This window comes from Pseudomonas sp. R3-41 (genome assembly GCF_054161485.1).
On record NZ_CP096421.1, the window covers coordinates 2,825,183 to 2,849,502 of the forward strand.

Sequence of the window (24,320 nt, forward strand, 5' to 3'; positions counted from 1 at the left end):
CCAGTCAGGGCAGCCCTGCAACTTGTCGCGCAACGCCTGGGAGATGGGCGTTCGCCAGCGCTGGAAACCCTGGCGGGGCAAGGTCCTTGGTTCGATGACCATGGTGGGTGTTTCATCGCTGAAACACTCTCGCCTCCGGTCAGCGAACTGACCGAGCGTTATCAGCAAATCATCGCCAGTGCAGCGTTCCAGCAACGTTATCGCAGCTTGCTCAAACACTATGTGGGGCGGGCTACTCCCTTGACGTTGGTGGAGAACTTCTCCCGGGAAATCGGGGTGAAAACCTACCTCAAACGCGAAGACCTGGCCCATACCGGCGCCCACAAGATCAACAATGCCCTGGGTCAGGCGCTGCTGGCGCAGATGATGGGTAAACGCCGCGTGGTCGCAGAAACAGGTGCAGGCCAACATGGCGTGGCGACTGCTGCGGCCTGTGCCTTGCTGGGGATCGAATGCGTGATCTATATGGGCTTGCGTGATATGCAACGCCAGGCGCTGAACGTACAACGCATACGGTTGATGGGCGCGCGGGTAGTGGCGGCCACTGGCGGCACCCAGACCCTCAAGGACGCGATCAACGACGCCCTGCGCGACTGGGTGGCCAATGCCGACACGACCTATTACCTGCTGGGATCGGCGTTGGGCCCGCACCCATACCCGGCCATCGTCCGCTATTTCCAGAGCGTCATCGGCGACGAGGCCAGGCAGCAGTTCGCCGCGCTTGAGGACGGAGCACTCCCGGATGCGCTGGTGGCATGTGTCGGAGGGGGATCGAACGCCATCGGGTTGTTTTCGGCCTTCATCGAGGAACCTGACGTGCAGTTGTTCGGTGTCGAGGCCGCCGGCCAGGGCGAAAGCACTGGCAATCATTCGATCCGTTTCGGCCAGGGCGGACAGAGCCGCTCCGGGGTCTTGCAAGGGTGTCGCTCCTACGTCCTGCAGGACGCCAATGGGCAGATAGGTGAAACCCACAGCATTGCGCCCGGACTGGATTACCCGATGGTCGGGCCTGAGCATGCCCAGTTGCGTGACAGCGGTCGCGCCAATTATCTCTGGGCCAGCGATGACGAGGCGCTGCAAGCACTCCAGCTGCTATCGCGCTGTGAAGGCATCATCCCGGCCCTGGAAAGCGCCCATGCGTTGGCCGGCGCCATCAAGGTCGCGCGGCAACTGCCCCAGGGAGCGCGAATCATCATCAACCTCAGCGGGCGTGGCGACAAGGACATGCAAACCATTGCCCAGCTCACGAGCGCGGAGGAAGTCCCCCAATGAACCGTATCGACAGCTGTTTCGCCGATCTCGCGCAAAGAGGCGAAAAGGCCCTGATGCCTTACCTGACGGTCGGCTATCCGGCACTGGACAGCCTGCCGGAGCTGGTACAGGCCGCACGTAATGCTGGTGCGGATGTCATCGAGCTGGGTGTGCCTTTCTCCGATCCGGTCGCCGATGGTCCGGTGATCCAACAGACCAGCCACGCAGCGATTGCCAATGGCATGACCATGACGTTGGCATTGAAGCAGATCGCCGGACTTCCCCAGGACGACCAGGCGCCCGCGCTGGTGGTGATGACCTATACGAATCTTCTGCTTAACCATGGTTACGAGCGGTTCGCCGCGCAGGCCGCCGAGGCGGGCATCAGTGCAGTGATTGTCCCGGACATGCCGGTCGAGGCCAGTGGTGAGTTGCGTGCCGCCCTGGAGGCCCACGGTTTGTATCAGATCTTTCTGATGACACCGAACCTCAGCGACGAGCGCCTGCGCACGATTGCCGAACACGCCAAGGGCTTCATCTATCTGGTGTCGGTGCTGGGCACGACCGGTGAGCGCGACCAATTGGCCGACATCGGTCCGTTAGTGGCGCGGGTACGGCGATTTACTGACTTGCCTTTGGCGGTTGGTTTCGGCATCGGCACCCCCGAACAGGCCCGAGTCATGTGGCAGCAGGCAGAGGGCGTGATCATTGGCAGCGCTTTGGCACGCCGGCTGGCCGACCCGGTCGAAGCCGCTACGCAGGCCCACCACTATCTCGCTGGTTTCAAGGCCGGGGGCCGGCGATGAATGGCTGGCAGCAGGGAACGATCAAGGTGTGCGGGGTACGGACACCGGAAGATATCCAGGCGTGCCTGCAAGCCCGTGTCGATTTGATCGGCCTGGTACTGGTGCCTGGTTCGAAGCGCGAACTGTCGCCCAAACAGGCAACGGTCTTGCGTGACCTGATCGGTGACCAGGCCAGGGTAGTGGGCGTGTTCATGAATCAGTCGTACAGCCAGGTCTACGAAACCACCCTGGCCCTGGACCTGGATCTGGTGCAGTTGCATGGCCAGGAGCAGGGGCGTTGTTGGGAGCAGCTGGGACGGCCTTTGATTCGTCGTGTGATGCCGTCGGATTACCGTCGCGATCGAAGGGCCTCGGCGCTGCCACTGGTCGATGCAGGGGCAGGCCATGGGGTTGCGCATCCTTGGCCGGCCGCGCGCTACCCGGAGGCGATGATCGCGGGCGGTTTGACGGTCAACAGTGTCGCAGCGTTGATCGAAGCACTCGAGCCCGCGGCCGTGGATGTGTCCTCGGGGGTGGAGTCGTCGCCGGGTTGCAAGTCACCCCGGGCTATTGAGGAGTTCTGTCGAAATGCCCGGCTCGCCTTCGAGCAGGTGCGACGCGTGCAACGCAGCATCAATCAGTAATGACGGCAGCCGCCGTGGCCTGCCAACAGGCGGGATCAGCCCAGCTAACAGGTGAGGGAGAACAATGCCGCAGAATGTGCGTGGAGTGGTTGCACGGTACAGCCAGGGGGAGCCGGTCGAGGCGCATCAGTTGCAAAGCGCCTTTCGAGCATTGATGCAGGGACAGCTGCCGGACTCGTTGATCGCTGCGCTGCTGGTGGCTTTGCAAGTGAAGGGCTTGGAGTTCCAGGCGATCGAGTGTGTCGCCCGCGTGGTACGTGAATTTCTGATTCCGGTCCGGCATTCGGTGGCGGGGCCGCTGGTGGACCTGTGCGGAACAGGAGGGGATGCGCGGGCCACGTTCAACGTGTCGACCACCGCCAGCTTTGTGGTGGCCGCGGCGGGTGTGCGGGTGGCTAAACATGGCAACCGCAGTGTCAGCTCGACCTGTGGCAGCGCCGATGTACTGGAAGCGCTGGGCCTGGATTTGCAATTGACGCCCGCACAGATCGCTACGTGCCTGGAACGAGTGGGGATTGGCTTCATGTTCTCGCCAGTCCATCGACCGGCTCTGCCGGGCTTGACGCGGGTCCGCAGTGAACTGGCCATCCGCACGATTTTCAATGTCATCGGCCCGCTGACCAACCCCGCTGCGGCGAGCAGGCAATTGCTGGGTGTGTTCAGCGCCGAGCTGGTGCCGATCATGGCGCAGGTACTCAGGGCACTGGGCAGCGAGCGCGCGCTGGTGGTCCACGGCGAGGATGGCTTGGACGAGATTTCCCTATCCGGTAGCACGCTGGTCGCTGAGCTCTGGGATGGCGACATACGCCAGTACCACCTCCACCCCAGCGATTTCGGAATGAAGGTGTGTGATCTGGCAAGCCTGCAGGTCAGCAGCATCGACCAGGCCCGGGCGTTATGCCTGGAAGTGCTCGCGGGTCGGGAAGGTGCTCCACGCGACATTGTCCTGCTCAACAGTGCTGCGGCGCTCTACCTGGGCGACAGGGTCGAGAGTATCGCCCAGGGGCTGGAGCTGGCGACCGGCATTCTGGACAGCGGAAAGGCCATGCAAACCTATGAATCGTTGTTGTCATTTACCCGTGGATTGCGAAATTGAAGGCACAGCCGGGTTTCAAGGAGCGAAGGATGGAACAGATTTTTGGGACTGTCGCGGTGGTGGGGCTGGGCTATGTCGGGCTTCCTCTGGCGGTTGAGTTCGGCAAGCGCTTGCCGACCATAGGCTTCGATATCTGCCAGCACAGTATCGATCAATTAGGCGATGCCATAGATCCATCCGGGGAGCTTGGCGAGGAGCAGATGCAGCAGGCGCACTTGCTCACCTATACGAGCGATCCGGCGGCGCTGCGCGGCGCGGACATTATCATCGTCGCGGTCCCCACACCTGTGGATGCGGCGAATCAACCTGATTTGTCACCCTTGATACGAGCCAGTGAAACGGTGGGGCGGAACATGAAGCCCGGGGCATTGGTCATCTACGAGTCGACCGTTTACCCGGGCGCGACCGAGGAACGGTGCATTCCCGCCTTGCAGGAGGCTTCGGGGCTGGTGTGGAAAGAGGGCTTCACTGTCGGCTACTCGCCTGAGCGAATCAATCCCGGCGATCGTACCCACACGCTTTGCGATATTGTCAAAGTCGTGTCCGGCGACAGTCCGCAGAGCTTGCAGACTGTGGCCGCGTTGTACGAGCTGATTGTCCGGCCGGGGGTGCATCGTGCTCCTTCGATCAAGGTGGCCGAAGCGGCCAAGGTCATTGAGAACACCCAGCGCGACCTGAACATCGCCCTGATGAATGAGTTATCGCTGATCTTCTCGGAACTGAAGATCGACACCTGCCAGGTGCTGGAAGCGGCGAACACCAAGTGGAACTTCCTTGATTTCAAGCCAGGGCTGGTAGGCGGTCACTGCATTGGCGTCGATCCCTATTACCTCACCTACAAGGCCGAGTCCCATGGCTACCATCCCCAAGTGATCCTTGCCGGGCGACGGATCAACGATGGCATGGGCAAGTGGATCGTCGAGAAAACCATCAAGCTGCTGATCGCCGCCAACCGTGTGGTGAAGGGCTCGACGATCAATGTGCTGGGAATCACGTTCAAGGAAAATTGCGCAGATGTGCGCAATTCGAAGGTTCACGACATCATCGTCGAATTGCGAGCCTATGGCGTCAACGTCCATGTGCATGACCCACTGGCCGACCCGGCGACGGTCATGCGTCAGTACGACTGCGCATTGAGCAGTTGGGAACAGCTGCCCGCAGGCGATGCGCTGATCGTGGCTGTGCCGCATGAGGCCTATCGGCGCACCTCATTGCAGCAAATGCGCACCAAGTTATTGCCCGGGGCGTGTGTGATTGATGTCAAGGCTGTCCTGGATCGGGAGTCCTACGAGGCCGAGGGTTATCATTTCTGGCGTCTGTAAACCGGTGGGGCAACCGTCGGCATGACCAGCCCGCAGGCCGCTGCAGCACTGACGGCCTGTTGGCGACTCACCGAACCCAGCTTGCGTCGGGCATTGAGCAGGTGGAAGTCGATGGTGCGCTCGGAACAGGTCAGGATGTGGCTAATCTCCCAAGTGGTCTTGCCGACGCTGGCCCAATACAGGCAGTCCAACTCCTTGGGCGTGAGGTCCTGGCAGGGTTGGGCAGGAACCTGCAACTGATGGCGCATTCCGGCGAGCAGGTAGGGGATGAGCATGAACAGTTGATAAACGGCAGGGTTGGAAAAGCCCTCCTGTTCGGTGATCTGGGTGTCATCGAAAGCCACACTCAGTGTTCCCCTGAGCAGCTCGTAGCGCAGCGGGATGCTCAGGCCGCTGCGCAGGCCGTGTTGCTCGCGTTGTTGCCAGAAGTGCCGGGAACGTCCACGGGCGCGCCTGCGCTCGCTGTCCCAGAAAAAAGGTAGCAGTTCGCGTCGACAGTGCCTGAGTATCGGGTCGATCTCGATCAACCCGTCACCGCGATAGTGTTCCAGCCAGCGTTTGGGAAAGGTGGTGATGAGGCCGGCGAGAGGGTCGGTATCCCTCGGTGCTGCCGGTCCCAGGCTGATGAGGTAGCTGCCGAAGCCGAGCTGACGCAGCACTTTGTTCAGCAGGCGCTCCCAATCGCAACGGTTGGCATCTTTGGCGAGACTCATGAAGGCGGTCAGCGGTGCGGTACGCCCGGCCTGGTTCCGGCTGCAGACGGGGGAGTTGTGTTTGTCCATAAACGAGTCGCTCTTGTTATAGCGGGAATGAAACAGCTGGAGCACGGAAAAAGAAGGGGAGTGCGCCCCTTCTGGCGGATCACTGGTGCACGTAACACTTGATGAAACTGCGAAACAGGTCCAGGCCGTTTTCGGTCAGGATGCTCTCAGGGTGAAACTGCACTCCTTCCACTGGCAGGTGGCGATGACGCACACCCATCACATAGCCGTCATCGGTGGATCTCGAGGTGACTTCCAGGCTGTCGGGTAGCTGCTGGTCGCTGACCATCAACGAGTGGTAGCGGGTGGCCTGTATGGCGCGTGCCTGCGTGTGGTCATAGACGCCCTTGCCATCGTTCTCGATCGTGCTCACTTTGCCGTGCATCACGTGCGGGGCGCGGCAAACCTGAGCGCCGAAGGCCAGGCCGATGGCTTGATGACCCAGGCATACGCCCAGTAGCGGCAAACGCCCCTGCAAGTGCCTGATCACTTCGATGTAGCCAACGTCGGCCGGATGCCCAGGCCCAGGGCCCAGCACGCAGAAGTCCGGCGAAAAATCCTCGATGCGTTGGAGGAGGTCTGGCACGTCGTGACGCTCGACGCGGGTTTCCAGCCCCAGTTGTTCCAGGTACTGGCTGATGATAAAGACGAAGCTGTCGTAGGCGTCGATCAGGAATACTTTCACAGTGCGATCTCCTTGCCGGTCACTGCCCGGTATACAGAACCCATCTTGTACAGCGTCTCTTTCCACTCCATCTCGGGAACGGAGTCGGCGACCACCCCGGCGGATGCACGCAAGTGGTAGGTCCCCTCGTCGAAGACGGTCGAGCGAATGCACAGGGCGGTATTTACACTGCCATCAAAACCCACCAGGCCAAGGGCTCCGGCGTAGATGCCCCGGCGGTTGCTCTCCATTCCCTCGATCAGTTCCATTGCCCTGACCTTGGGCGCGCCGGACATGGTTCCTGCGGGGAATGAGGCCTTGATCACGTCGTAGGCATCCAGGCTTGGGCGCAGCAGACCGCGAACGTTCGACACCATGTGGTAGAGGTGCGAGTACTCCTCTACCAGCATGAATTCGTCGACTTCCAGCGAGCCGGCCTGGCAGACGCGACCGATATCATTGCGACACAGATCGATGAGCATCAGGTGCTCGGCGCGTTCCTTCTCCGAGCGGGTCAGCTCCAGCACCAGTTGGGTCGGATCGACGCCAGGCTTCTTGCCGACAGTACCGGCGATCGGACGCATCTCAATCAAATCGTCCTTGATCCTGACGAACAGCTCCGGACTGGCACCGATCAGGTCGATACCGCCCACATGGGCCAGGTACATGTAAGGAGAGGGGTTGCGCAGGCGCAGGTTCTGGTACACATCGAACGGCGCAACCTGCGAGCGAATGCGGATCTCATGGCCGAGTTGGATCTGGTAGACGTCGCCGGCGCGGATGTGCTCCATTGCGACTTCGACACGTTCGCAAAATTGCTCCGGGGTGACCGTGCGGATTTCCTCGAATGTCTCTGGATACGGTGGCAGATCCACTGCCTCGCACGCCGGGGTTGCGCTCAGGAAGGGGTAATCCTCCACTGTACGGGGCGCCCACAGAGGGTGGTTGTTGATCAGGGTTTCGACAATGCCGTTGCTGTGGAAATAAACCAGTGTCTGATAGACCGACAGGGCGATGAGCGGGTAGCTGTAGGTCTGTTCGGCGAGATCGGGAAGACGCTCGATCAGGCGAACGCAGTCGTAGGAGAAATAGCCGAAGAACGCCAGGCTGGACGGGGCATTGGGTGCAGGCTGGAACGTAGCCTGGATGGTCCGGAGCAGGTTCCACCCTGACTCGCTGTCCGGTAGGTGGATCTTGTGCTCGGGATCGACCTGCACCCCCCCTTGTTGCAGGCTGGCGGACAAGTGTTCACACAGCGCAGGACAGCCTCGCAGTTGTGCCTGGCCCTCATCGATACACACTTCGAAAAGGGGATCGAGCCCGACGATCGTCGCCCGGCGATCGCGGCTTGGACCGGACAGTGATTCAAGAATGAAGACAGACTCGCGACCCAGTTGCTCCAGTGCATTTGCATATATGCCAAGTGCATCTGTAGATCGACGTTCTTCGCGGCGAAGAACATTGACGTCAATTAAATGTTTATTCACGGTTATACCATTTTCAAGGTGCAACGATTCAGGCACTCCATTAAGAGAGCACCACGGGAATATAAAGTGCGCAGGCACTTTAAATAGGTGTTGACGGATATCCTGAATGTTCGGGGCGGACGCTGTTCATGTCGCGCGCAATACCAGGCTTGCAACGGATTGCAGCCATCGATGCGCAGGGCACAAGGCGCGAGCACCTTCGAATTTCATTGTGGAGAGAGCAGGACGTTGCTGGCAGGCAGCAGACAGACGCTGGTCTTCGCTAGATTATTAGCGACGCCAGATATTGCTTTTGAAGATGGCCAGAATGGCCCGGGAACAGCTGTCGGGGTAGCTGTGGGAAGAACTGATAGCAGAAAGGTGATAGTACATTTTAGACATCCCAGTCTTGGCTAGGCACTACGGGAACGAGCGGCAGTGCAGCGAAATTACCAGTGTGCCCCGGGGCTGTCAACTGCTGGACGGATATTGATATCTCATTCATTTCTTAGTGTCGACAGGCACAAAAACTATTCCTGCGCATATGTAATCGCGCGTGCTTTTAACAAGAAACTCGTACGCGCACAACTGCGGGATAACGCAGCTGGGTATTTGTAACTTCTGTCACTAACGTAGTGGCCGTTGAGTTCCAGTAACCCATCAAACCTGAGCGGCTGAAATGAAAGAGCATTTAGACACATTCAAGAAGCGGTACGATCCGATTCATCATGCCTATTGGACCGACGTCCTCAGCGACACCGCGTTGGCGGCATGGCATCAGGAACAGTTGCGGGAAGTGATCGGCCACGTGAAGCGTTCTTCGCCGTTCTATGCCAGGCACCTTGCCCAGGTCGACGAGCGTTCGCTGACCTTGGATGAGCTCGTCACCTTGCCATTCACGACCAAGGATGATTTGCGCGAGGCAGGCTTCGACATTCTGTCCGGCCCGCTGGAAGACAGCATCTTCTATTACGAGACGACGGGCACCACCGGGCCTGCTACGCCATGCCCACGGGATCGCAAGGAAAGCTACGCGAGCAATCGCCAACTGGCCATGGCCTACCAGGCGGTGATCGAAAAGCACTTTGCGGGTGAAAAGACCGTGGTCGGCATCATGGGGCCCACCGAGGTCCATTCCTTCGGTGACACCCTGGGCGATGTCTGCACCCAACTCGACCTGTGCAATGCCAAGATCTGGCCGCACTCACCGGTGATCGGTTGGCTCAAGGCGCTGCAACTGCTCAAGGATCTGCGGATCGGCGTGCTCGCGTCGGCGCCGGGGCTCTTGCTGGCCATGGCCAAGGAAGCCGAGCGGCAGGGCTTGAACCCACGCGAGGACTTCGCCCTGCGCGCGTTCATGATGAGCGGCGAGCTGTGCACGCCAGCGTTGAAGAACAACCTCTACAGCCTGTGGGGCGCGCAGGCCTACAACAGCCTGTATGGCTCCCAGGAAGCGATGATCATCGCGGCCTGCAACGCCAATGACCAGTTGGTGCCTCATCGCCTCAACTACATCATCGAGGTGCTCGATCCCAAGTCCGGGGAAAGCCTCGGCTGCACCGGCGACGGTGAGTTGTGCGTGACCATGCTGATCCCTGGCAGCAAGCCGTTGATCCGCTACCGCACGGGTGACCTGGTCTCGATCCAGTCGCGCCCCGGCTATCCGCAATCGATGCGCCAGACCGTCAAGGTTGTCGGTCGGGTGAAGGATGCCGTGCAACTGAACGGTCGCGCCTTCTCGGCTGCGCAGATCGAGCAGGCGTTGCTTGAAGGCGTCGAACAATGCCTTGGTTACCAGATCATCCTCAGTCGCGCCAATGATCGCGACACCGTCATCGCCAAGCTGGAAATGTCGCGCTTCTTCGAGGGTGATCGTGGGCGTCTGGTGCTGCTGATCAAGGAGCGCCTGCGCGAACGGCTGGGGGTCGATGCCACGGTCATGGTGGTGGGCGATCTTGCTGAACATGTGAACCTTGGAAGTTGGTTCAGCTGGAAAGAAGCGCGCATCGTCGATCAGCGTCAAGGCCAGTGAGGTCACCGATGAGCCTGTCTGTTCGCGTGATCGACAACGCAAATGAGCTGTTCGAGTCCGTCAGGCACCTCAGGAGTCGCTATCTGGGGACCAACCCGGCACGGGAGGATGACTTCGAGCGAAGGGAGCAGGTGCGCGACGCCTTGTCCTATCACCTGGTCTACCTGGACAAGGACGAAGTGGTCGGGACGTTGCGCGTCACCCCGCTGGGCCATGGCCTGAGTTTCGTCGAGCGGGCAGTCAATGTGCACGCCTATTTCGAACAATCGACGGACGCCTTCGATGCCAATCGCTTGGTGCTGGACGAGCGATACCGCGGCGGGCGGCACCTGCGCATGTTTCTCCTGCAGGCGGCCATCTGGCTGAAAGCCAACACCCACCTGCGATTCATCTCGGCCCTGTGCCGCGGCCAACTGGCGGCGTTGTATGTCGGCTTGGGAGGGCGCGTGCTGGTGGATGACGTTACCTGGACCGGGGAACAGGTCGAGCGGCGCTACAGCCTCGTGTACCTGGAACTCGAAAGTGTTTACCACAATGTTAAAGGAGCCTATTGAAATGCAAGCATTCTTCAAGGAACTCGACGCTATCGTCGAAGCGGGCTGGGCCCAGATCAAGCAGGGCGCCTACTGGAAGTTCAGCCTGGACAATCACACGCCGCCAGCCCTCTACCAACAGCTCATGCTGCAGGTGTACCACTACACCCGCTACAACTCGGTCAACCAGGCCGCCTGCGCCTTCAGTGCCGATCCGGAAGAGACGACACTGCTGCGCTTCGTCTATAAGCACGCCCTGGAAGAGCTGGGCCACGAGCGCATGGTACTGCGCGATCTCGAGTCGGTCGGGCTGCTGCCACAGGAAATGCCAGCCCCCCTGGCGCCGACCCAGGCGCTGATCGCCTTCCTCAACGATGTGGCTATCCGCAAGGGACCGATCGCACGACTGGGCTACAGCTATTGGGCCGAGGACGTCTACGAGCACATCCAGCCGATCCTGGAAAGGTTCCGCGCAGACCTGGGTTTGAAGGACGAGCAAATGACGTTCTTCGTCGCCCACTCGACCATAGATGAGAAGCACGCCGAAGAAGTGCGCGTGGCCATGCAGCGTGCGGTGAAGACCGAAGACGATCGTCGCCAGATCAAGGAAGTCGCACGCGTCACGTTGTGGCTAACCGGACAGTTGATGGAGGAAGCGCTGCGAGCCTATCTGGCTGGCGAAGAAGGGCTGCGAGAGGCGTCCTGAATCATGAATCTGACCATCATAGTCGGTTCCAGCCGACCTTGTGGTGTCAGTGCACGGGTGGTGGCGCTGGTGCGCCGCCACTTGGGCGAGGAGATCGAGATCGATGACATCTGGCTCAAGGACTACCGGATCGATTACTGCGACGCCGATAACGCCTGTTCAGACCAGGACTGCGCGGTGCAGGACGACGTCGGGCAGTTGGTGGCGCGGCTGGATCGCGCCGATGCGGTGCTCTATCTCCCCGTCATGCACGCCTACGGCACCAACAGTCGCTTCCAGGCGTTTCTGGAGCGGGTCGGCTACGGCTTCATGCGTCCACGCCAACGCCCGCTGCGCGACAAGCTCGCGGCGATTGCGGTCGTCGGCCGGCGCTACGGGCACACGGCCGTTTTCTCCCAGGTCGCGCTGAACGTACTGCTCAACAAAATGATTTTGGTCGGCTCGGGGTTCCCGCCGTGCTTCCAGACACAGCTGGCCCACGATCCTGAAGCGGAACAGGCCTTGTGCGAGACGCTGGACCGGCTCTGTGAGCACTACCGTCGACTTAATCCCACAGGGGTTGCCACGGGCAAGCCGGAAAGAATCCTGCGGCCCATTCAATTTCAGAAGGGATAACTATCATGCCATTGAAAGATTCATTGCTGGCGCTGCTGGTCGCGTTTCTCTGGGGCGCGCAGGTCACCGCCGTGAAGATTGGCGGCGCCGAGCTGCCGCCTATCCTCATGGTCGCCATGCGCTACGCGATCATGGCGCTGTTCCTCATGCCATTGCTCAAGCGTGTCAAACGCGAGCAGTTCGGGCCCATGGTCTTGATCGCTACGATTACCGGCACCTTGCATTTTGGTTTGCTGTATTGCGGTATCGCCCGGGTAGACGCTTCTACCTCGGCAATCATCTATCAGCTGGTGGCACCTTTCACCCTCGTTCTGGCGTTCGCGTTATTGGGTGAAGTCCTGAAAGTGCGCGCGCTGGTGGGCATCCTGCTGGCGTTCGCCGGTATTCTGGTGCTGCTGGCCAAACCGCCGGCGAGCGGGACTTTTGTCGGCATGCTGCTGGTGGCGCTGGCGGCCTTGGCATTCGCGGTCGGATCGGTGTTGGCCAAGCGTCTCGGGCCGCTGGATCCGCTGGCCTTGAGTGCCTGGACGGCTGTCATCGCCGCGCCACAACTGTTGTTGTGGTCCTTCATCCAGGAGGGCGGGCAATGGGCAAGCGTCCACACGGCCAGCGCTCAGGCGTGGTGGGCGGTCATCTATACAGCGCTCAGTGGCGGTCTTCTGGGATTCGGCCTTTGGTTCTGGTTGCTCGGACGCAATTCGATGCAGCAACTGAGCCCGTATCTGCTCCTGGTGCCGCTGTTCGCGATCGCCGTCAGCAAGATCATGCTCGCCGAGGGCATCAGCCAGCGCCTAGTGATCGGCGCCGCGTTGACGCTGTCAGGTGTGGCGCTATGCCAACTGCGCCTGCCCGGGAAATTTTTTCTCAAGGCTGGCGGCAGCAAAGGGCAAGGAGTGGCGGATGAACAGCGTTGATCGACTGTTGCTCGGCACCTTGCGCCTGGTCCACCGATGGCAGTTCGGTTTGAAGCTGCGCTGGCACGCCAGTGCGCAAGGGCGATTGGCCTATCTGGAAAGCACTGCACGTCAGAAGGGGCCGACACTGGTCATCCTTCATGGCTTGGGCGCCAGCAAGGACCAGTGGGGACCTGCGATCCTGGGCATGGCGCGCCATCACCGTTGTGTTTTCGTCGATTTACCGGGGCATGGCCAATCCTTGTACGAGTCGCGTGCAGGCTTCGGACCGCTGGCATTGCTGGCAGAGCTGGAGGGCTTGTTGGAAACGGTAGTCGAGGGCCCCTTCGTTCTGGTCGGCAGTTCTTTGGGCGGTTGCGTGGCCGGACTGTATGCCGCGAAATACCCCCAGCGTGTCAGTCACCTGGTCTTGCTGGCACCTGCAGGTCTTGGCCCGGCGGTACTAGGGCCAGCATTGCAAGCCAGCCTGCAAGGGCAAGGCACAGTCTTCGGCTATCGTACGGTCGAGGAGATGAAGCGCTTCTGGAGCCTGGTGTTCAAGGAGCCACCCCAGGTGCGAGGACGCCTGGCGCAGGCCATGGCCGCAAGCGGCAGGTCGAGGTTTGCTGCTGTGCAGCGGGTGATCGAGGATTTTCGCCGCGAAGGCCTGGACGTGCTTCTCGAACGGCTTCCGCAGATCGCTTCGAGGACGCTGGTGATCTGGGGGCGGCATGACCAGGTGTTCCTGCCTGCTGCCCTGGAGAACCTGCTCCAGCAACTGCCCGACGCCCGTGGCCAGGTCATCGAGGATTCCGGGCATGTGCCCTATCTTGAACGGGGGGGCGAGGTCGCCGCGGCCATCACAGGGTTCATATCAACGTTCTGTGCCGGGGAGGCTGGATCATGCTCGAAGTGATTGCCAGCACCCGCAGTGATATGTCCCCGGCCCTGTTCAAGGCACTGGCTCGCTACCGGTATGAAGTGTTCGTCAAGGGCCTCGGCTGGGCGTTGCCCTGCGCCGAGGGCTTAGAGGTGGATGCCTTCGATCGACCGGATACGGTGTATGTCCTGGCCCGCGACAGCAAGCAGGAAATCGTCGGATGTGCGCGCTTGATTCCTACCGATCGTCCCTTTTTGTTGGGGGAGGTGTTCCCCCAGTTGATGGGCGACACTCCGTTGCCGTCCTCAAGTACCGTCTGGGAGCTATCCCGGTTCGCCAGTCGGCGTCTTTTGTCGCGACGCGCAAAGGTCATTCGGGCCTGGCACGACACAACATGGCTGATGAGCAAGGTCATTGACATCGCGCAGACCCTTGGCGCTCGTCGGTTGATTGCATTCAGCGCGCCGGGAAACGAGCGCCTGCTCAAGCGCATGGGGGTCAGCACTCACAGGATTGCGGGGCCGCAGATGGTCGATGACTTACCAGTGGTGCCTTTCTGGATCAATGTGGCGGGCTACAGTAACCATATAGCGGCAGCGCCGAGAAAGAGCGAAGTGTCCGCCCGAGCCTAGGTCGCGATCCGGTGTTCATGCGCTCTGCGGCGGGACTTGGGAACGACTCAACGCAGGTGCCAGCCCAACTGAGCTGAAATCTGCTGCGTGGCCTCCATCAGGTGCTTGACGTAGTCCTGCTTCAATTCTTCCCTGAAGCCAAAACAGTGGAATGAAACGCTCATGCCGCCGATCACGTGCCCAAAGCGGTCTCGAATCGGCGCCGCCAGGCAGCGCATGTTGTCTTCGAACTCTTCATGGTCTTCTGCATAGCCTTGTCGGCGAACGGTTTGCAGTTCTTCCAGATACGCTTCGACGCTGGTCAGGGTGTTGGCCGTGCGCGCATCAACAAAGTGCTTCAGACTTTGCCGGAACGTACCGGAAATCTGCGAGTCGGTGACCGGACAGAAACGCCTCGATTTCCAGAGCAGTACTTATTGCCGTCCCGGTAACATCGATCAAGGTGGCCGAGGCTGAACCTGCCCAGTCACCATAACCGACCAGCCATAGCTTTCGCTCGGTCATCGAGTGAGTACCTGCGACGTCGATTCGACTCTCCGTATTAAGAGCCTTCAGTGAGCTTAGATGATGGACTGCTGGACGAAATCCGGTGCGCCAGAACGCGATAGCTTGCTTTGGAATTTCTTTTTTTGCTCTTGATAGACCCAAAGAACAAGTCCAGAATTGAGTCTTTTCTTGCTTTCGCAAGAAAAGAAACCCCATAGATTTCAGTGAGTCGGACACCAGATACGAGTCTCGTTTCCCGCTCCAAGATTCAGAAAAAAGCCACTCAGATGAGTGGCTTTTTTTTGTGCCTGAATTTTGTATGCAGAGGCGCGAGTTCGTTGGCCCCTCAAATGGTTCTGGCCGGTGGACGCTCCTGATCAGGCTGAGTTTCCGATACAGAGCTAACACCTTTGGTAACGTGTGGGGGCAACGCCCTGTGCGCTGTTCCGACGGCTACATTCTTGTCGGCGAGATCCGGATCGGCACCGAGAAGCTGCCGGGGATCTTCAGACGATTGATATCGCTGACCCGCACATTGATTATGCGGGTTCAGCTCCGCCGACACCGGACCGAGTAGCTTCCTCGCACCCTGAACCGGCCCAGTTGCTCACCGTCTTCACGCATGATCGACACGATGCTGCGGCTGCCTGCAGCACTGCGTCAGCGATTGCGGTTCAACGGGGCATCGTGTGCGTTGCCATCGGCACTGATACGGCGGGCTCCATTCGCGTGCCCGCGGCGTTCAATGGCCTGACTGGGTTCAAAGGCTCCAGTCATCGATACGACATGAGCGGGATTCATCCGCTGGCAGTCACGTTCGACAGCTTGGGCTGCCTACAGCAATCAGTGCTGGGTATTGGACAGTGAACAGGGCACTTACTCGGCGCGCGGAGTATTTGGCCAGAGTATCTATTGGGATCCGGCTGCTGAAGTGGCGATCGTAAAACTTTCCAGTTGGCCAGACTTTATCAATCCAGAGTGGACGCTGGATGCCTTCCGCGCTTGTGCCGCTGTGGTTGAAGAACTGCAACACCACTGACGCCGAAATTTAAACAACTGCGGCTTCTCAAACACCGTTTAGCCCGCTAGCACCTGGACGCTGTTCCAGCTTCAGTCTCGGCGGGCCATACCTATTTCATCCAGACCGCGCTTTGCCGTGGCCGGGATGGTTGTTGCCAAAAATAAAACCTAAAGATGGAGCGACCATGAACTTGAACACCATCCGGGCCTTGGGCTCGTTGATTCCGCTGGCGCTGTTCGGCGCACTTTCCACACACGCGCAGGCGGTCCAGGTCACCGACAATCTCGATCTCGGCGGCGCCGTCCGGGCGCGTTGGGACTATGACCCGGATCGCGATATCCAGAAGTTCAACTTCGATACCGTGATCCTCTCCGCCAAGTACAACTCCGACACTTGGATCGGCCACGCCAAGTACCGTTTCTACGGCCGAGCCTACCCTTACCAGTACACGGAAAACGTCGGGGACGTCCAGTTCGCCGAGTTCGCCTGGATCGGCTACAAGTTCAACCCTGACCAGCAAATCCAGGTCGGTCTGAACCAGGTGCCGTTCGGTTTGCAGCCGTACTTTGGCAGCACGTTCTATCAAACCCTGGGGAACGTCGTGGGGCTGGAAGACGTGGAAGAACTTGGCGCCAAGTACATCCACCAAAGTGGCGACTGGAACATCCAGGCCGGTTACTACCTTCGCCCGGCCTCGCAGGGAAAAGGCACCAGTAAGGGGGAAACCTACTCCAGCGTTGTCTCCGAAGCGGACAGCTATGTCATCGATGGCAGCAACAACCAGGAGCGCGACACCGTGGTGCTGCGGGTGGCCAAGGCGCTGGACCTGGGGCCATGGAAGTCCGAAGTCGGGATTTCTGACCTGACCTCATCCCTGGAGAACCGCGACACCAACAACGACGGCCGGCGCAATGCCGTGGCGGTGCACTACATCGGTAAAAACGGACCATGGGGCGTGCAACTGCAAGCTGCGCGACAGCAGATGTCCCCGCGCAACCCCGGCACCGATGAACTGGTGACTTTCGGCGGTTACGACGCCACTTACAACGTTGCCAGTCGCGGCAATTTGTACGTGGCCGATGTGAGCTACGACGTTGGCGGCAAGTACCTGTTCGATCAGATCAGCGGCGTGCAGCTATACGCCAACTACAGCGCCTTCGATAAATCCGCAGACGACTTCAAGACCTCGCAACGGATGATTGTCGGCACCTCGTTCTCACTTAGTAAGCTGTGGATCGCCACGGAATGGTTGTACGGCAAGAATGATCCGGTGATCGGTGGCAGCAGCCTCACGCAAAGTCTGGGGGCTGGGGGTAGTGATCAGTGGGAAAACCAGCTGTACATGAATATTGGGTATTACTTCTGATCCGGATTTTTGGGCAACAGCCCTAAAGTTTTGTCGCGAGCATGCTCGCTCCCACAGGCCTGGCGCATAAACTGCGGGAGCGAGCCCAATCGCCAATATCTCCAACTTCACGCCCGTTATGCAGTACGCCCGCCAAGTACCTCAGCCACCCAGTCGGCAATGTATTGACCGGCATTGATACTGTTATCGAAGCTCGAATGCTGCACGCCGCCCTCACGTTCGGTGAAGATTTTCAGTTCGCGTTTTGGGCTGTTGACCAACTGTTCGTAAGTGCGGTGGGCCCACTTCAAGGGAATCTGCGAATCCTTTTCGCCATGGGTGACCAGGAAGGGGACTTTGATGCGGTCGAGGATGCCGTCCAGATGAACATTCTCGGCGATGGCCATGAACGCCTTCGTGTCCTTGGCGCCCCAGACCCATGACACATGCGACCAGTAATGCGGCACCGGAAAACTGCCTTCCTTTTCCATTCGACGTTTCTGCACTTCGCGCCAGTCATGGTTGGCACCCCACACGACGCCGCACGCGAAGCGCGGCTCGAAGGCTACCGCGCGCGGGCAGTAGTAGCCGCCAAGCGAGACGCCTTCCAGGCCAATGCGTTTGGCGTCGACATCGTCGCGGGTTTCCAGCCAGTCCACCACGCGGCTGGCCCAATGTTCGCTGTCGAAGCGCGCGGTCAGGTGGTGCAGGCGAAGTGCTTCGCCGGTGCCGGGTTGGTCGATGATTAAAGAAGAAACGCCACGTTTGGCCAGCCAGGCGGGCAGGCCGACGCGGTATTTCATTTCTTTGGTGGAATCCAGTCCATTGACCTGCACCAGGATCGGCGCTGGGCCGCTGACGCCTTCGGCACGCACCAGCAGACCGGAAAGGTGTTTGCCTTCGTAAGGGATTTCGACGCGCTCGCAATTTTCCCGTGCCAGTTCGATACCGCGTTGGAACGTGTGCAGAAAGCGCTGGTACAGCTCCGTGCGGCCAGGTGCACCGTGGGCCTGTAGGCGTTCGCAGCTCAGGTAATAGGTCGCGGCGCGGTTGTATTTTTCACCGGCGGACAACAGCCGACCCTTGCCTTCGTCTTCTTCCGCCAGGCCGCACAGCTTGTCGGCCATGTTCGCCCAGGTTTCACGGAAGGCCTTGCTGCCGGCGGCGTCCGGTTGCTTGGCGGCTTCTTGCAGCGGCGCGCACATTTCTTCGATTTCGCCGATGCGGGCGCCCATTTCAATGGCCAGGTCGACGGAAAGATTCCACACGTAGTTGGTCGGGAAGTAGCGAAACATGAGGGTTATTGTCCTTGTGCAAGCAAAGGCAGGCGGTCAAATCCGCAGCGGGGAGCGCCAGACCTGACGGTTCGCAGCAGGCTAAGGGGCGGCTGATGGTTTGGCCAATCGCGAGTCGGGATGGGAGGTATTGCGAATGGCGATGGAGCTTCGTGTGCCCCATCGGCAGGAAGCTTGAGGGCGCACTACAAGATCCTGATCCGCCTCAGGGCAGCGGAAGCGATTATTGCTCCAACTCGTTGATGATCTGACTGATTTTCGCCCGCAGCCAACGGTGCATCGGATCCCCCTCCATGGTCCGATGCCAGAGCATGAACTCACGCATCACCGGGATTTTCACCGGTGGTTGCACGATGCGCAGCGGCAGGTAGTTGGCGTAGAGCCTGGCCATGCGCTGGAGCATGGTGGCGATGCGTTGGGTGCCGACGATCAACTGCGGCAGGGTGTTGAAGTCGTGGGTCACCACTTCCATGCGACGGGTGAAACCATACTGGCTCATCAGCCATTCCTCGACGCTCAGTTGCCGGTTGCGGCCAAAAATCACCGAGACGTGGCCCATCTCGATGTACTGATCGAGGGTGATGCTGTCGCCTACCAACGTGTTGCCGTCCCATACGACGCAAACATGCTCCTCTTCAAACAGGAGCTGGGAGGGGTGCCCTTCGATGAGGTAGTGCTCGGGCACGATCATCATGTCGGCCTCGCCGCGCATCAGCATCTCGGTGGACGTATCGCCGGGGCCGAGCAGTTCGAAGGTGATGTGCGGGGCTTCCAGGGAGATCTTCTGGATCACCCGGGCAAACAGGACGCTGATCAGATAGTCCGACGTGATCAGGCGAAAATGACGCTTGCTGGTGGCGGGGTCGAACACCGGTTTGGCGGTGATCGAGGACTGGATCGTCAGCAGCACCTGGCGCACCGGCGCCGCCAGTTCACGGGCATAGGGCGTGGGCTGCATCTTGCGCCCGACCTGTGCCAGCAGTTCATCTTCGAAGTAGAGGCGCAGCCTGCCCAGTACGCCGCTGGTGGCGGATTGAGTCATGTGCAGGCGTTCGGCGGCGCGGGTGATGTTCTGCTCTTCCAGTAACACATCCAGCGCCACCAGGAGATTGAGATCCAGGTGGTTAAAGCGCATGGCGGTCTCGATTCTTGTATTTATTTTGTAAATACCTTCCGGCCTTCCTATCGCGGCGTCAAGTCCCGTGAATGGGGGAATCGAACGATGCCTGTTCGATTTTCCATGCAACTTGCGCTGCGCAGCCAGGTATCGCATTTGCCGATAGGTCGCATCCCGACAAGCGATTAGTCAGCGAGTTTTTGCCCCTTCAGTATCGGCCCACAGTCGGTTGGCCGTGACGCTTGATCGACTCCAAGTCCAGCCTCGGCAGCGCTTCGCCTGGCACGGTTCCCGTAAGTGGGGTGCTGGCCTGCGCTGAATAATTACAATGGAGCGGTAACTCAATGAACATCATTGGCCTTGATGCCTTGATTTTTGGCGTCGACGATATTCAAGCCTGTACCCATTGCCTGCGTGACTACGGCCTGCTTCCTGTCGATGTCGACAGTGAGGGCGGTCGTTTTGAAGCCCTCGACGGCACCGCGGTGATTATCCGACGGGCAGACGATGCCAGTCTGCCGGCGGCCATCGGGCCTGCGCCCTCGATTCGTGAAACCGTCTATGGCGTGGCCAGCGTGGCTGACCTCGAGGCTATCGCCGATGAGTTGGGGCGCGACCGCCCGGTGACCCGCGGTGCCGATGGCTCCGTGCACAGCGTGGACGATATGGGCTTTGCCATTGGTTTCCAGATCAGCGTGCGGCGTGCGTACAGCGCGCCCGCCGACCTGACCAATGCGCCGGGCCATGCGCCTCAACGCCCGGTCAATCAGCCTGGCATCAGTCCCGACATGCAGGCCTTGCCGCGGACCCTGTCCCACGTGGTGTATTTCGTTCCGGATGCAGCCAAGGCCGAAGCTTTCTACAAACGCCTGGGCTTCGTGACCACTGACACCTTTGTCGGTGCGGGCCCGTTCATGCGGCCGGCCGGTTCCGATGACCATCATTGCCTGTTCATGATCCAGACGCCGCCACACATGAAGGGTTGCGAGCACTTCACCTTTCACATGGGCAGCGGCACGGAAGTACTGCTGGCCGGACGTCGCTTCGAACAGCAAGGCTGGACCAGCTTCTGGGGGCCGGGCCGCCACCTCTTCGGTTCCAACTGGTTCTGGTACTTCAACAGCCCGTTGGGTTGCCACATTGAATACGACGCCGACATGGACAAACACGATGACGCCTGGCAAGCGCGCCAAGCGCCGTTGTCTGCGGACAACTCGCAGTTGTTCCTGTTCACCTCCCGGGAAAAATGGTTTCCGAGCGGCCCGCCGCCCAAGCAGGCCTGAATGCGGATTTCGTCCATGAGCCACGACGCAATTGTTCTCTGTCGACTGGATGAATTGGTCGAAGGGCAGGCCCGCGGGTTCGATCCCCTGGGTACGGGCAAGGACAGTGTGTTTGCCCTGCGCCATGACGGCGAGGTGCGTGTCTATCGCAACAGTTGTCCGCACCTGGAGGTGCGGCTGGAGTACCGCAAGGATCGTTTCCTCAGTGTCGATGGCAGCCAGATCGTCTGTTACGCCCATGGTGCCCGGTTCCTTCCCAGCACGGGGCTGTGCGTCTACGGGCCGTGCCTGGGGGAAAGCCTGAGTGCGCTGGGATGGCGAGCCGAGGCCGATTGGCTGGTGCTCGAAGCGGGTCAGTTGGAGGCGTGTGGACCCTAATTAAGGTATCGCGGTAGCTGATACATCGTATCCCTACATGCGATTAGTCAAACGCCTGCTTTGCCGAGAAAGTGGACACAAAGCGGTACCGAATGCGTGCAAACACAGCGAGTTCTGAAGCCTGGGATCGCCCCGGCAGAACGCTCGCGTGCATAACAAGAATAAGAGTGAGACGAGCATGAACGCAGTGAAAAAGGTGCTTATCGTCGGTGGTGGTATCGCTGGTCTATGTGCGGCAATCGCTTTGCGTCGCAAAGGCATTGTCGTCGACCTTGTCGAGCTCAAGACGCAGTGGACAGTCTACGGCGTTGGCATCATCCAGCAGAGCAACGTCGTGCGCGAGATGGCCAAGTTGGGTGTGTTGGACGGCTACCTGGATGCTGCCTACGCGTTCGAGGATGTGACCATCAATACCACCGCCGGTGAACAGCTGGCGCGGATCCCTGGTCAGCGCCTGGCCGGCCCCGACTACCCAGCCAACGTCGGCATCTCGCGCCTGGCCCTGCATCAAGTCCTCAGCGAAACCGTTGCTGCCCTTGGCGTCTCGGTCCGTCTGGGCTTGAGTGTCGAGTCGCTGGAGCAGGTAGGCGAGGGCGTTGATGTGCTGTTCACCGATGCCAGTCGCGGTCGCTACGACCTGGTCGTCGGCGCCGATGGCCTGTATTCCCACCTGCGCGGTCTGCTGTTCGGCGAGCAGTACCTGCCGCGCTTCACCGGCCAAGCGGTGTGGCGCTACACCTTTCCACGCGCCGCCGGGATCGATCATCTGGCTACCTTCCAGGGGCCCGCCGGCAATGCCGGACTGGTGCCGCTGGGGCAGGATCAGATGTACCTGTTCATGACCTCCCACGAGCCCGCCAACCAAAGGCTAGAGCCTGCCACGCTGGCGTCCCAAATGCGCCGGCGCCTGAGTGGTTTCACCGGGCTGATCGGCGAGCTGCGCGAGCAAATTATCGACAGTGACCGAGTCGTCTATAAGCCGCTGGAGGTGGTGTTCGTCAGCGAGCCCTGGTATCGCGGCCGGGTCGTGCTGATTGGCGACGCGGTGCACGCTACGACGCCGCATTTGGGCCAGGGCGCCGGTATGGCCATCGAAGATGCCGTCGTGCTTGGCGAAGAGTTGGTCGCCGGCGGCGGCCTTGAACAGCAGCTCCAACGCTTTATGGAACGCCGTTATGAGCGCTGCAAATTCATCAGCGACAGCTCGGTGTTGGCCGGTGACAAGGAAATGGCCCACGACAGCAGCTTCGACCGGATCGGCCTGGTCAGGCAGATGCTCGAGGTCACGGCAGCGCCTATCTGAGGCACCGGCAAAACCGAATTCGCTTTCCCCTGGATGTTTCATGCCTGTGCAGGCTTGGCCCGGCTCGACTGCGGGCGCCGTTTCACCAGAAGAACTGACATACAACAACAATAAAGAGGGTTACTTCGATGGCTACTCGCAAGATCGCTGCGTCGCGGCGCGTCCCTTTCACCCTGACCCTTGCGGCCAGCCTGGGGCTTGGTGCGTCGGCTGCCCAGGCCTTCCAGATCGACACCGGCAATCCCGATCTCAGCTTGCGCTGGGACAACACGCTGAAGTACAGCGCGGCCTGGCGCCTGAAGGACCCCAGCAGCAAGCTCAGCGAGGGGCAGACGGCGCTGAACCAGAATGACGGCGATCACAACTTCGGCAAGGGGTTGATCTCCAATCGGCTGGATATTCTTTCCGAGCTGGACATCGGCTTTCACAACTTCGGTGCGCGTCTGAGCGGTGCCGCCTGGTACGACACTGTCTACCAGGACCGCAACGACAACAACGACGCGGCCAGTGCCAACCAGCGTTCGGTGGGCTTCGACGAGTTCACAAGCGACACCCGTCAACTGCATGGAGGTGACGGTGAACTGCTGGATGCCTTTGTCTACTGGAACGGTGAGCTGGCCGACCGTACCTTGTCGGTTCGCGCAGGGCGCCACGGCCTGATCTGGGGCGAGAGCCTGTTCTTCGGCGCCAACGGCATTGCCGGGGCCATGGCACCGGTGGACGTGGTCAAGGCGCAGTCGGTGCCCAACACGCAGTTCAAGGAAATCACCCGGCCGGTCAACCAGCTCTCGACCGCCTACCAACTGACCGACGACGTGTCATTAGGCGCCTTCTACCAACTGGAGTGGGAAGCTACCCGCTTGCCGGGCGCCGGTAGCTATTTCTCCACCAGCGATACTATCGGCGACGGCAATGAAAGGCTGATCACCGGCGGGCCGTTCCCGGATTTCCTGGGCGGTAATGCCAACAGCCCGGCCGCGTTTTTCCATGGCAAGGACAAGAAAGCCAGGAGTTCCGGCCAAGGCGGCCTGCAGCTCAAGTACAACACCGGGACGACGGATTACGGCCTGTATGCGCTGCAGTATCACGAGAAGACGCCCTCGTTGTATTTGAAACCGAATGCCACCGGGCCGAACTTCAGTACCGGGCAAGTCGGTGAATACTCCTGGGTCTACCCGGAAGACATCCGTGTCCTGGGCGCCAGCTTCGCGACCTCCGTGGACGAGTACAGCTTTGCCGGCGAGGCATCGATGCGCTGGAACATGCCGCTGGTGTCCAACGCCCAGACCGTCCTGCCGGGCGTCGACGCGGACAACAACGATGACGCCCTCTACGCGGTTGGCCGCACGGCCCACGTCAACCTCAACGTCCTGGCTTCGCTGGGCCCTTCTTTCGTCGCCAATGAAGCCAGCCTGGTAGGTGAGATCGCCTGGAACCGCCTGCTGGCCGTGACCAGGAATCGCGCCGCCCTGGACCCTAACGCCACCGATGACGGCCTGGGCTTGAAGCTGGTGTACACGCCCACCTATCGCCAGTTTTTCCCTGGCGTCGATATCAGCGTGCCGGTGGGCATCAGCTACTTCCCCATGGGCAAGTCGGCGGTGATCGGCGGGTTCGGCCCCGACAGAGGAGGGGACATGAACATCGGCGTCTCCGCCACCTACCTGGACCAAGTGACCGTGGGGCTGACCTACACCCACTTCTACGGTCCCGAGGACACCAGCCTCAACGCCGCCAACCAGTTCAATTACAAGCAGTCGTTGAAGGACCGGGACTACCTGGCTTTCTCCGTCAAGACCACGTTCTAAGAGG

General features: G+C 60.2%; 24 protein-coding genes and 1 pseudogene. 18 read left to right on the top strand and 7 right to left on the bottom strand.

Going from position 1 to position 24,320, the window contains the following annotated elements:
- The first annotated feature begins 60 nt into the window (after positions 1 to 60).
- The 5 genes from trpB to M1D99_RS12885 all read left to right on the top strand — a co-directional run bounded on the left by trpB (position 61) and on the right by M1D99_RS12885 (position 5,098).
- Positions 61 to 1,272, top strand: coding sequence for a tryptophan synthase subunit beta (gene trpB / locus M1D99_RS12865; protein WP_434576432.1), 1,212 nt, complete (start codon positions 61 to 63; stop codon positions 1,270 to 1,272).
- Positions 1,269 to 2,057, top strand: coding sequence for a tryptophan synthase subunit alpha (gene trpA, locus M1D99_RS12870; protein WP_434575683.1), 789 nt, complete (start codon positions 1,269 to 1,271; stop codon positions 2,055 to 2,057). The genes trpB and trpA overlap by 4 nt, the downstream gene beginning before the upstream one ends.
- The gene (locus M1D99_RS12875) at positions 2,054 to 2,680 is read left to right on the top strand and encodes a phosphoribosylanthranilate isomerase (protein ID WP_186706193.1); all 627 of its coding nucleotides are present in this window, start codon (positions 2,054 to 2,056) and stop codon (positions 2,678 to 2,680) included. The genes trpA and M1D99_RS12875 overlap by 4 nt, the downstream gene beginning before the upstream one ends.
- 64 nt (positions 2,681 to 2,744) lie before the next feature.
- Positions 2,745 to 3,776, top strand: coding sequence for an anthranilate phosphoribosyltransferase (gene trpD, locus M1D99_RS12880; RefSeq protein ID WP_186706194.1), 1,032 nt, complete (start codon positions 2,745 to 2,747; stop codon positions 3,774 to 3,776).
- A 29-nt stretch (positions 3,777 to 3,805) separates the two neighbouring features.
- The gene (locus tag M1D99_RS12885; protein ID WP_186706195.1) at positions 3,806 to 5,098 is read left to right on the top strand and encodes a nucleotide sugar dehydrogenase; all 1,293 of its coding nucleotides are present in this window, start codon (positions 3,806 to 3,808) and stop codon (positions 5,096 to 5,098) included.
- On the opposite strand, the gene M1D99_RS12890 is transcribed toward M1D99_RS12885, so the two are convergent.
- The 3 genes from M1D99_RS12890 to M1D99_RS12900 all read right to left on the bottom strand — a co-directional run bounded on the left by M1D99_RS12890 (position 5,080) and on the right by M1D99_RS12900 (position 8,010).
- On the bottom strand, positions 5,080 to 5,880 hold the full coding sequence (locus M1D99_RS12890; RefSeq protein WP_186706196.1) for a helix-turn-helix transcriptional regulator: 801 nt from the start codon (positions 5,878 to 5,880) through the stop codon (positions 5,080 to 5,082). The genes M1D99_RS12885 and M1D99_RS12890 overlap by 19 nt on opposite strands.
- A 79-nt stretch (positions 5,881 to 5,959) precedes the next feature.
- The gene (locus M1D99_RS12895; protein WP_186706197.1) at positions 5,960 to 6,544 is read right to left on the bottom strand and encodes an anthranilate synthase component II; all 585 of its coding nucleotides are present in this window, start codon (positions 6,542 to 6,544) and stop codon (positions 5,960 to 5,962) included.
- Complete coding sequence (locus tag M1D99_RS12900; protein ID WP_186706198.1) at positions 6,541 to 8,010, bottom strand: chorismate-binding protein; 1,470 nt, start codon at positions 8,008 to 8,010, stop codon at positions 6,541 to 6,543. Before M1D99_RS12900 ends, M1D99_RS12895 begins: the two co-directional genes overlap by 4 nt.
- Positions 8,011 to 8,668: 658 nt before the next feature.
- On the opposite strand from M1D99_RS12900, the gene M1D99_RS12905 reads away from it, so the two are divergent.
- From M1D99_RS12905 to M1D99_RS12935, 7 genes are read left to right on the top strand one after another with little or no spacing between them, the layout of a single operon-like run.
- Entirely contained in the window at positions 8,669 to 10,021 is a 1,353-nt protein-coding gene (locus M1D99_RS12905; protein ID WP_186706199.1) for a phenylacetate--CoA ligase family protein, read from the top strand.
- Between the two features lie 8 nt (positions 10,022 to 10,029).
- Complete coding sequence (locus M1D99_RS12910; RefSeq protein WP_186706200.1) at positions 10,030 to 10,575, top strand: GNAT family N-acetyltransferase; 546 nt, start codon at positions 10,030 to 10,032, stop codon at positions 10,573 to 10,575.
- A 1-nt stretch (position 10,576) separates the two neighbouring features.
- Positions 10,577 to 11,260: an iron-containing redox enzyme family protein gene (locus tag M1D99_RS12915; RefSeq protein WP_186706201.1), complete on the top strand. Its 684-nt coding sequence runs from the start codon at positions 10,577 to 10,579 to the stop codon at positions 11,258 to 11,260.
- Between the two features lie 3 nt (positions 11,261 to 11,263).
- Positions 11,264 to 11,875, top strand: a complete 612-nt coding sequence (locus M1D99_RS12920; protein WP_135845913.1) for a flavodoxin family protein — start codon at positions 11,264 to 11,266, stop codon at positions 11,873 to 11,875.
- A 5-nt stretch (positions 11,876 to 11,880) separates the two neighbouring features.
- Positions 11,881 to 12,789 carry a DMT family transporter gene (locus M1D99_RS12925; RefSeq protein WP_186729382.1) on the top strand — a complete coding sequence of 303 codons (909 nt, stop codon included), beginning with the start codon at positions 11,881 to 11,883 and terminating at the stop codon, positions 12,787 to 12,789.
- Entirely contained in the window at positions 12,776 to 13,684 is a 909-nt protein-coding gene (locus M1D99_RS12930) for an alpha/beta fold hydrolase (protein ID WP_186706203.1), read from the top strand. The genes M1D99_RS12925 and M1D99_RS12930 overlap by 14 nt, the downstream gene beginning before the upstream one ends.
- On the top strand, positions 13,672 to 14,280 hold the full coding sequence (locus M1D99_RS12935) for an acyl-homoserine-lactone synthase (RefSeq protein WP_186706204.1): 609 nt from the start codon (positions 13,672 to 13,674) through the stop codon (positions 14,278 to 14,280). Before M1D99_RS12930 ends, M1D99_RS12935 begins: the two co-directional genes overlap by 13 nt.
- Positions 14,281 to 14,327: 47 nt before the next feature.
- Here the strand turns inward: M1D99_RS12935 and M1D99_RS12940 are convergent, their stop codons facing one another.
- Both M1D99_RS12940 and M1D99_RS12945 read right to left on the bottom strand, forming a co-directional pair.
- Positions 14,328 to 14,690 (bottom strand): IclR family transcriptional regulator domain-containing protein, encoded by a 363-nt coding sequence (locus M1D99_RS12940; RefSeq protein WP_347709614.1) that lies wholly within the window; start codon positions 14,688 to 14,690, stop codon positions 14,328 to 14,330.
- A complete protein-coding gene (locus tag M1D99_RS12945; RefSeq protein ID WP_458131975.1) occupies positions 14,605 to 15,003 on the bottom strand; it encodes a hypothetical protein in 399 nt (132 codons plus the stop codon). The genes M1D99_RS12940 and M1D99_RS12945 overlap by 86 nt, the downstream gene beginning before the upstream one ends.
- A 414-nt stretch (positions 15,004 to 15,417) precedes the next feature.
- Between M1D99_RS12945 and M1D99_RS12950 the strand changes: the two are divergent.
- Both M1D99_RS12950 and M1D99_RS12955 read left to right on the top strand, forming a co-directional pair.
- Positions 15,418 to 15,615, top strand: a pseudogene (locus M1D99_RS12950) (amidase family protein); the annotation flags it as partial.
- Between the two features lie 356 nt (positions 15,616 to 15,971).
- A complete protein-coding gene (locus M1D99_RS12955) occupies positions 15,972 to 17,153 on the top strand; it encodes a hypothetical protein (protein WP_434575696.1) in 1,182 nt (393 codons plus the stop codon).
- Positions 17,154 to 17,269: 116 nt separating this feature from the next.
- Here the strand turns inward: M1D99_RS12955 and M1D99_RS12960 are convergent, their stop codons facing one another.
- Together M1D99_RS12960 and M1D99_RS12965 are read right to left on the bottom strand one after the other, a co-directional pair.
- Positions 17,270 to 18,427: an alpha/beta hydrolase family protein gene (locus M1D99_RS12960; protein WP_434575697.1), complete on the bottom strand. Its 1,158-nt coding sequence runs from the start codon at positions 18,425 to 18,427 to the stop codon at positions 17,270 to 17,272.
- 223 nt (positions 18,428 to 18,650) lie between these two features.
- Entirely contained in the window at positions 18,651 to 19,562 is a 912-nt protein-coding gene (locus M1D99_RS12965; RefSeq protein ID WP_186706207.1) for a LysR family transcriptional regulator, read from the bottom strand.
- A gap of 326 nt (positions 19,563 to 19,888) precedes the next feature.
- Here M1D99_RS12965 and M1D99_RS12970 point away from each other — a divergent pair, with 326 nt between their 5' ends.
- From M1D99_RS12970 to M1D99_RS12985, 4 genes are all read left to right on the top strand, one after another.
- Positions 19,889 to 20,827: a VOC family protein gene (locus M1D99_RS12970; protein WP_186729380.1), complete on the top strand. Its 939-nt coding sequence runs from the start codon at positions 19,889 to 19,891 to the stop codon at positions 20,825 to 20,827.
- Positions 20,828 to 20,842: 15 nt separating this feature from the next.
- Positions 20,843 to 21,205, top strand: coding sequence for a Rieske (2Fe-2S) protein (locus M1D99_RS12975; RefSeq protein WP_186729379.1), 363 nt, complete (start codon positions 20,843 to 20,845; stop codon positions 21,203 to 21,205).
- A gap of 178 nt (positions 21,206 to 21,383) precedes the next feature.
- Positions 21,384 to 22,508 (top strand): FAD-dependent oxidoreductase, encoded by a 1,125-nt coding sequence (locus tag M1D99_RS12980; protein WP_434575701.1) that lies wholly within the window; start codon positions 21,384 to 21,386, stop codon positions 22,506 to 22,508.
- A 128-nt stretch (positions 22,509 to 22,636) separates the two neighbouring features.
- Entirely contained in the window at positions 22,637 to 24,316 is a 1,680-nt protein-coding gene (locus M1D99_RS12985) for a DUF1302 domain-containing protein (RefSeq protein ID WP_458131976.1), read from the top strand.
- The last annotated feature ends 4 nt before the right edge of the window (positions 24,317 to 24,320 follow it).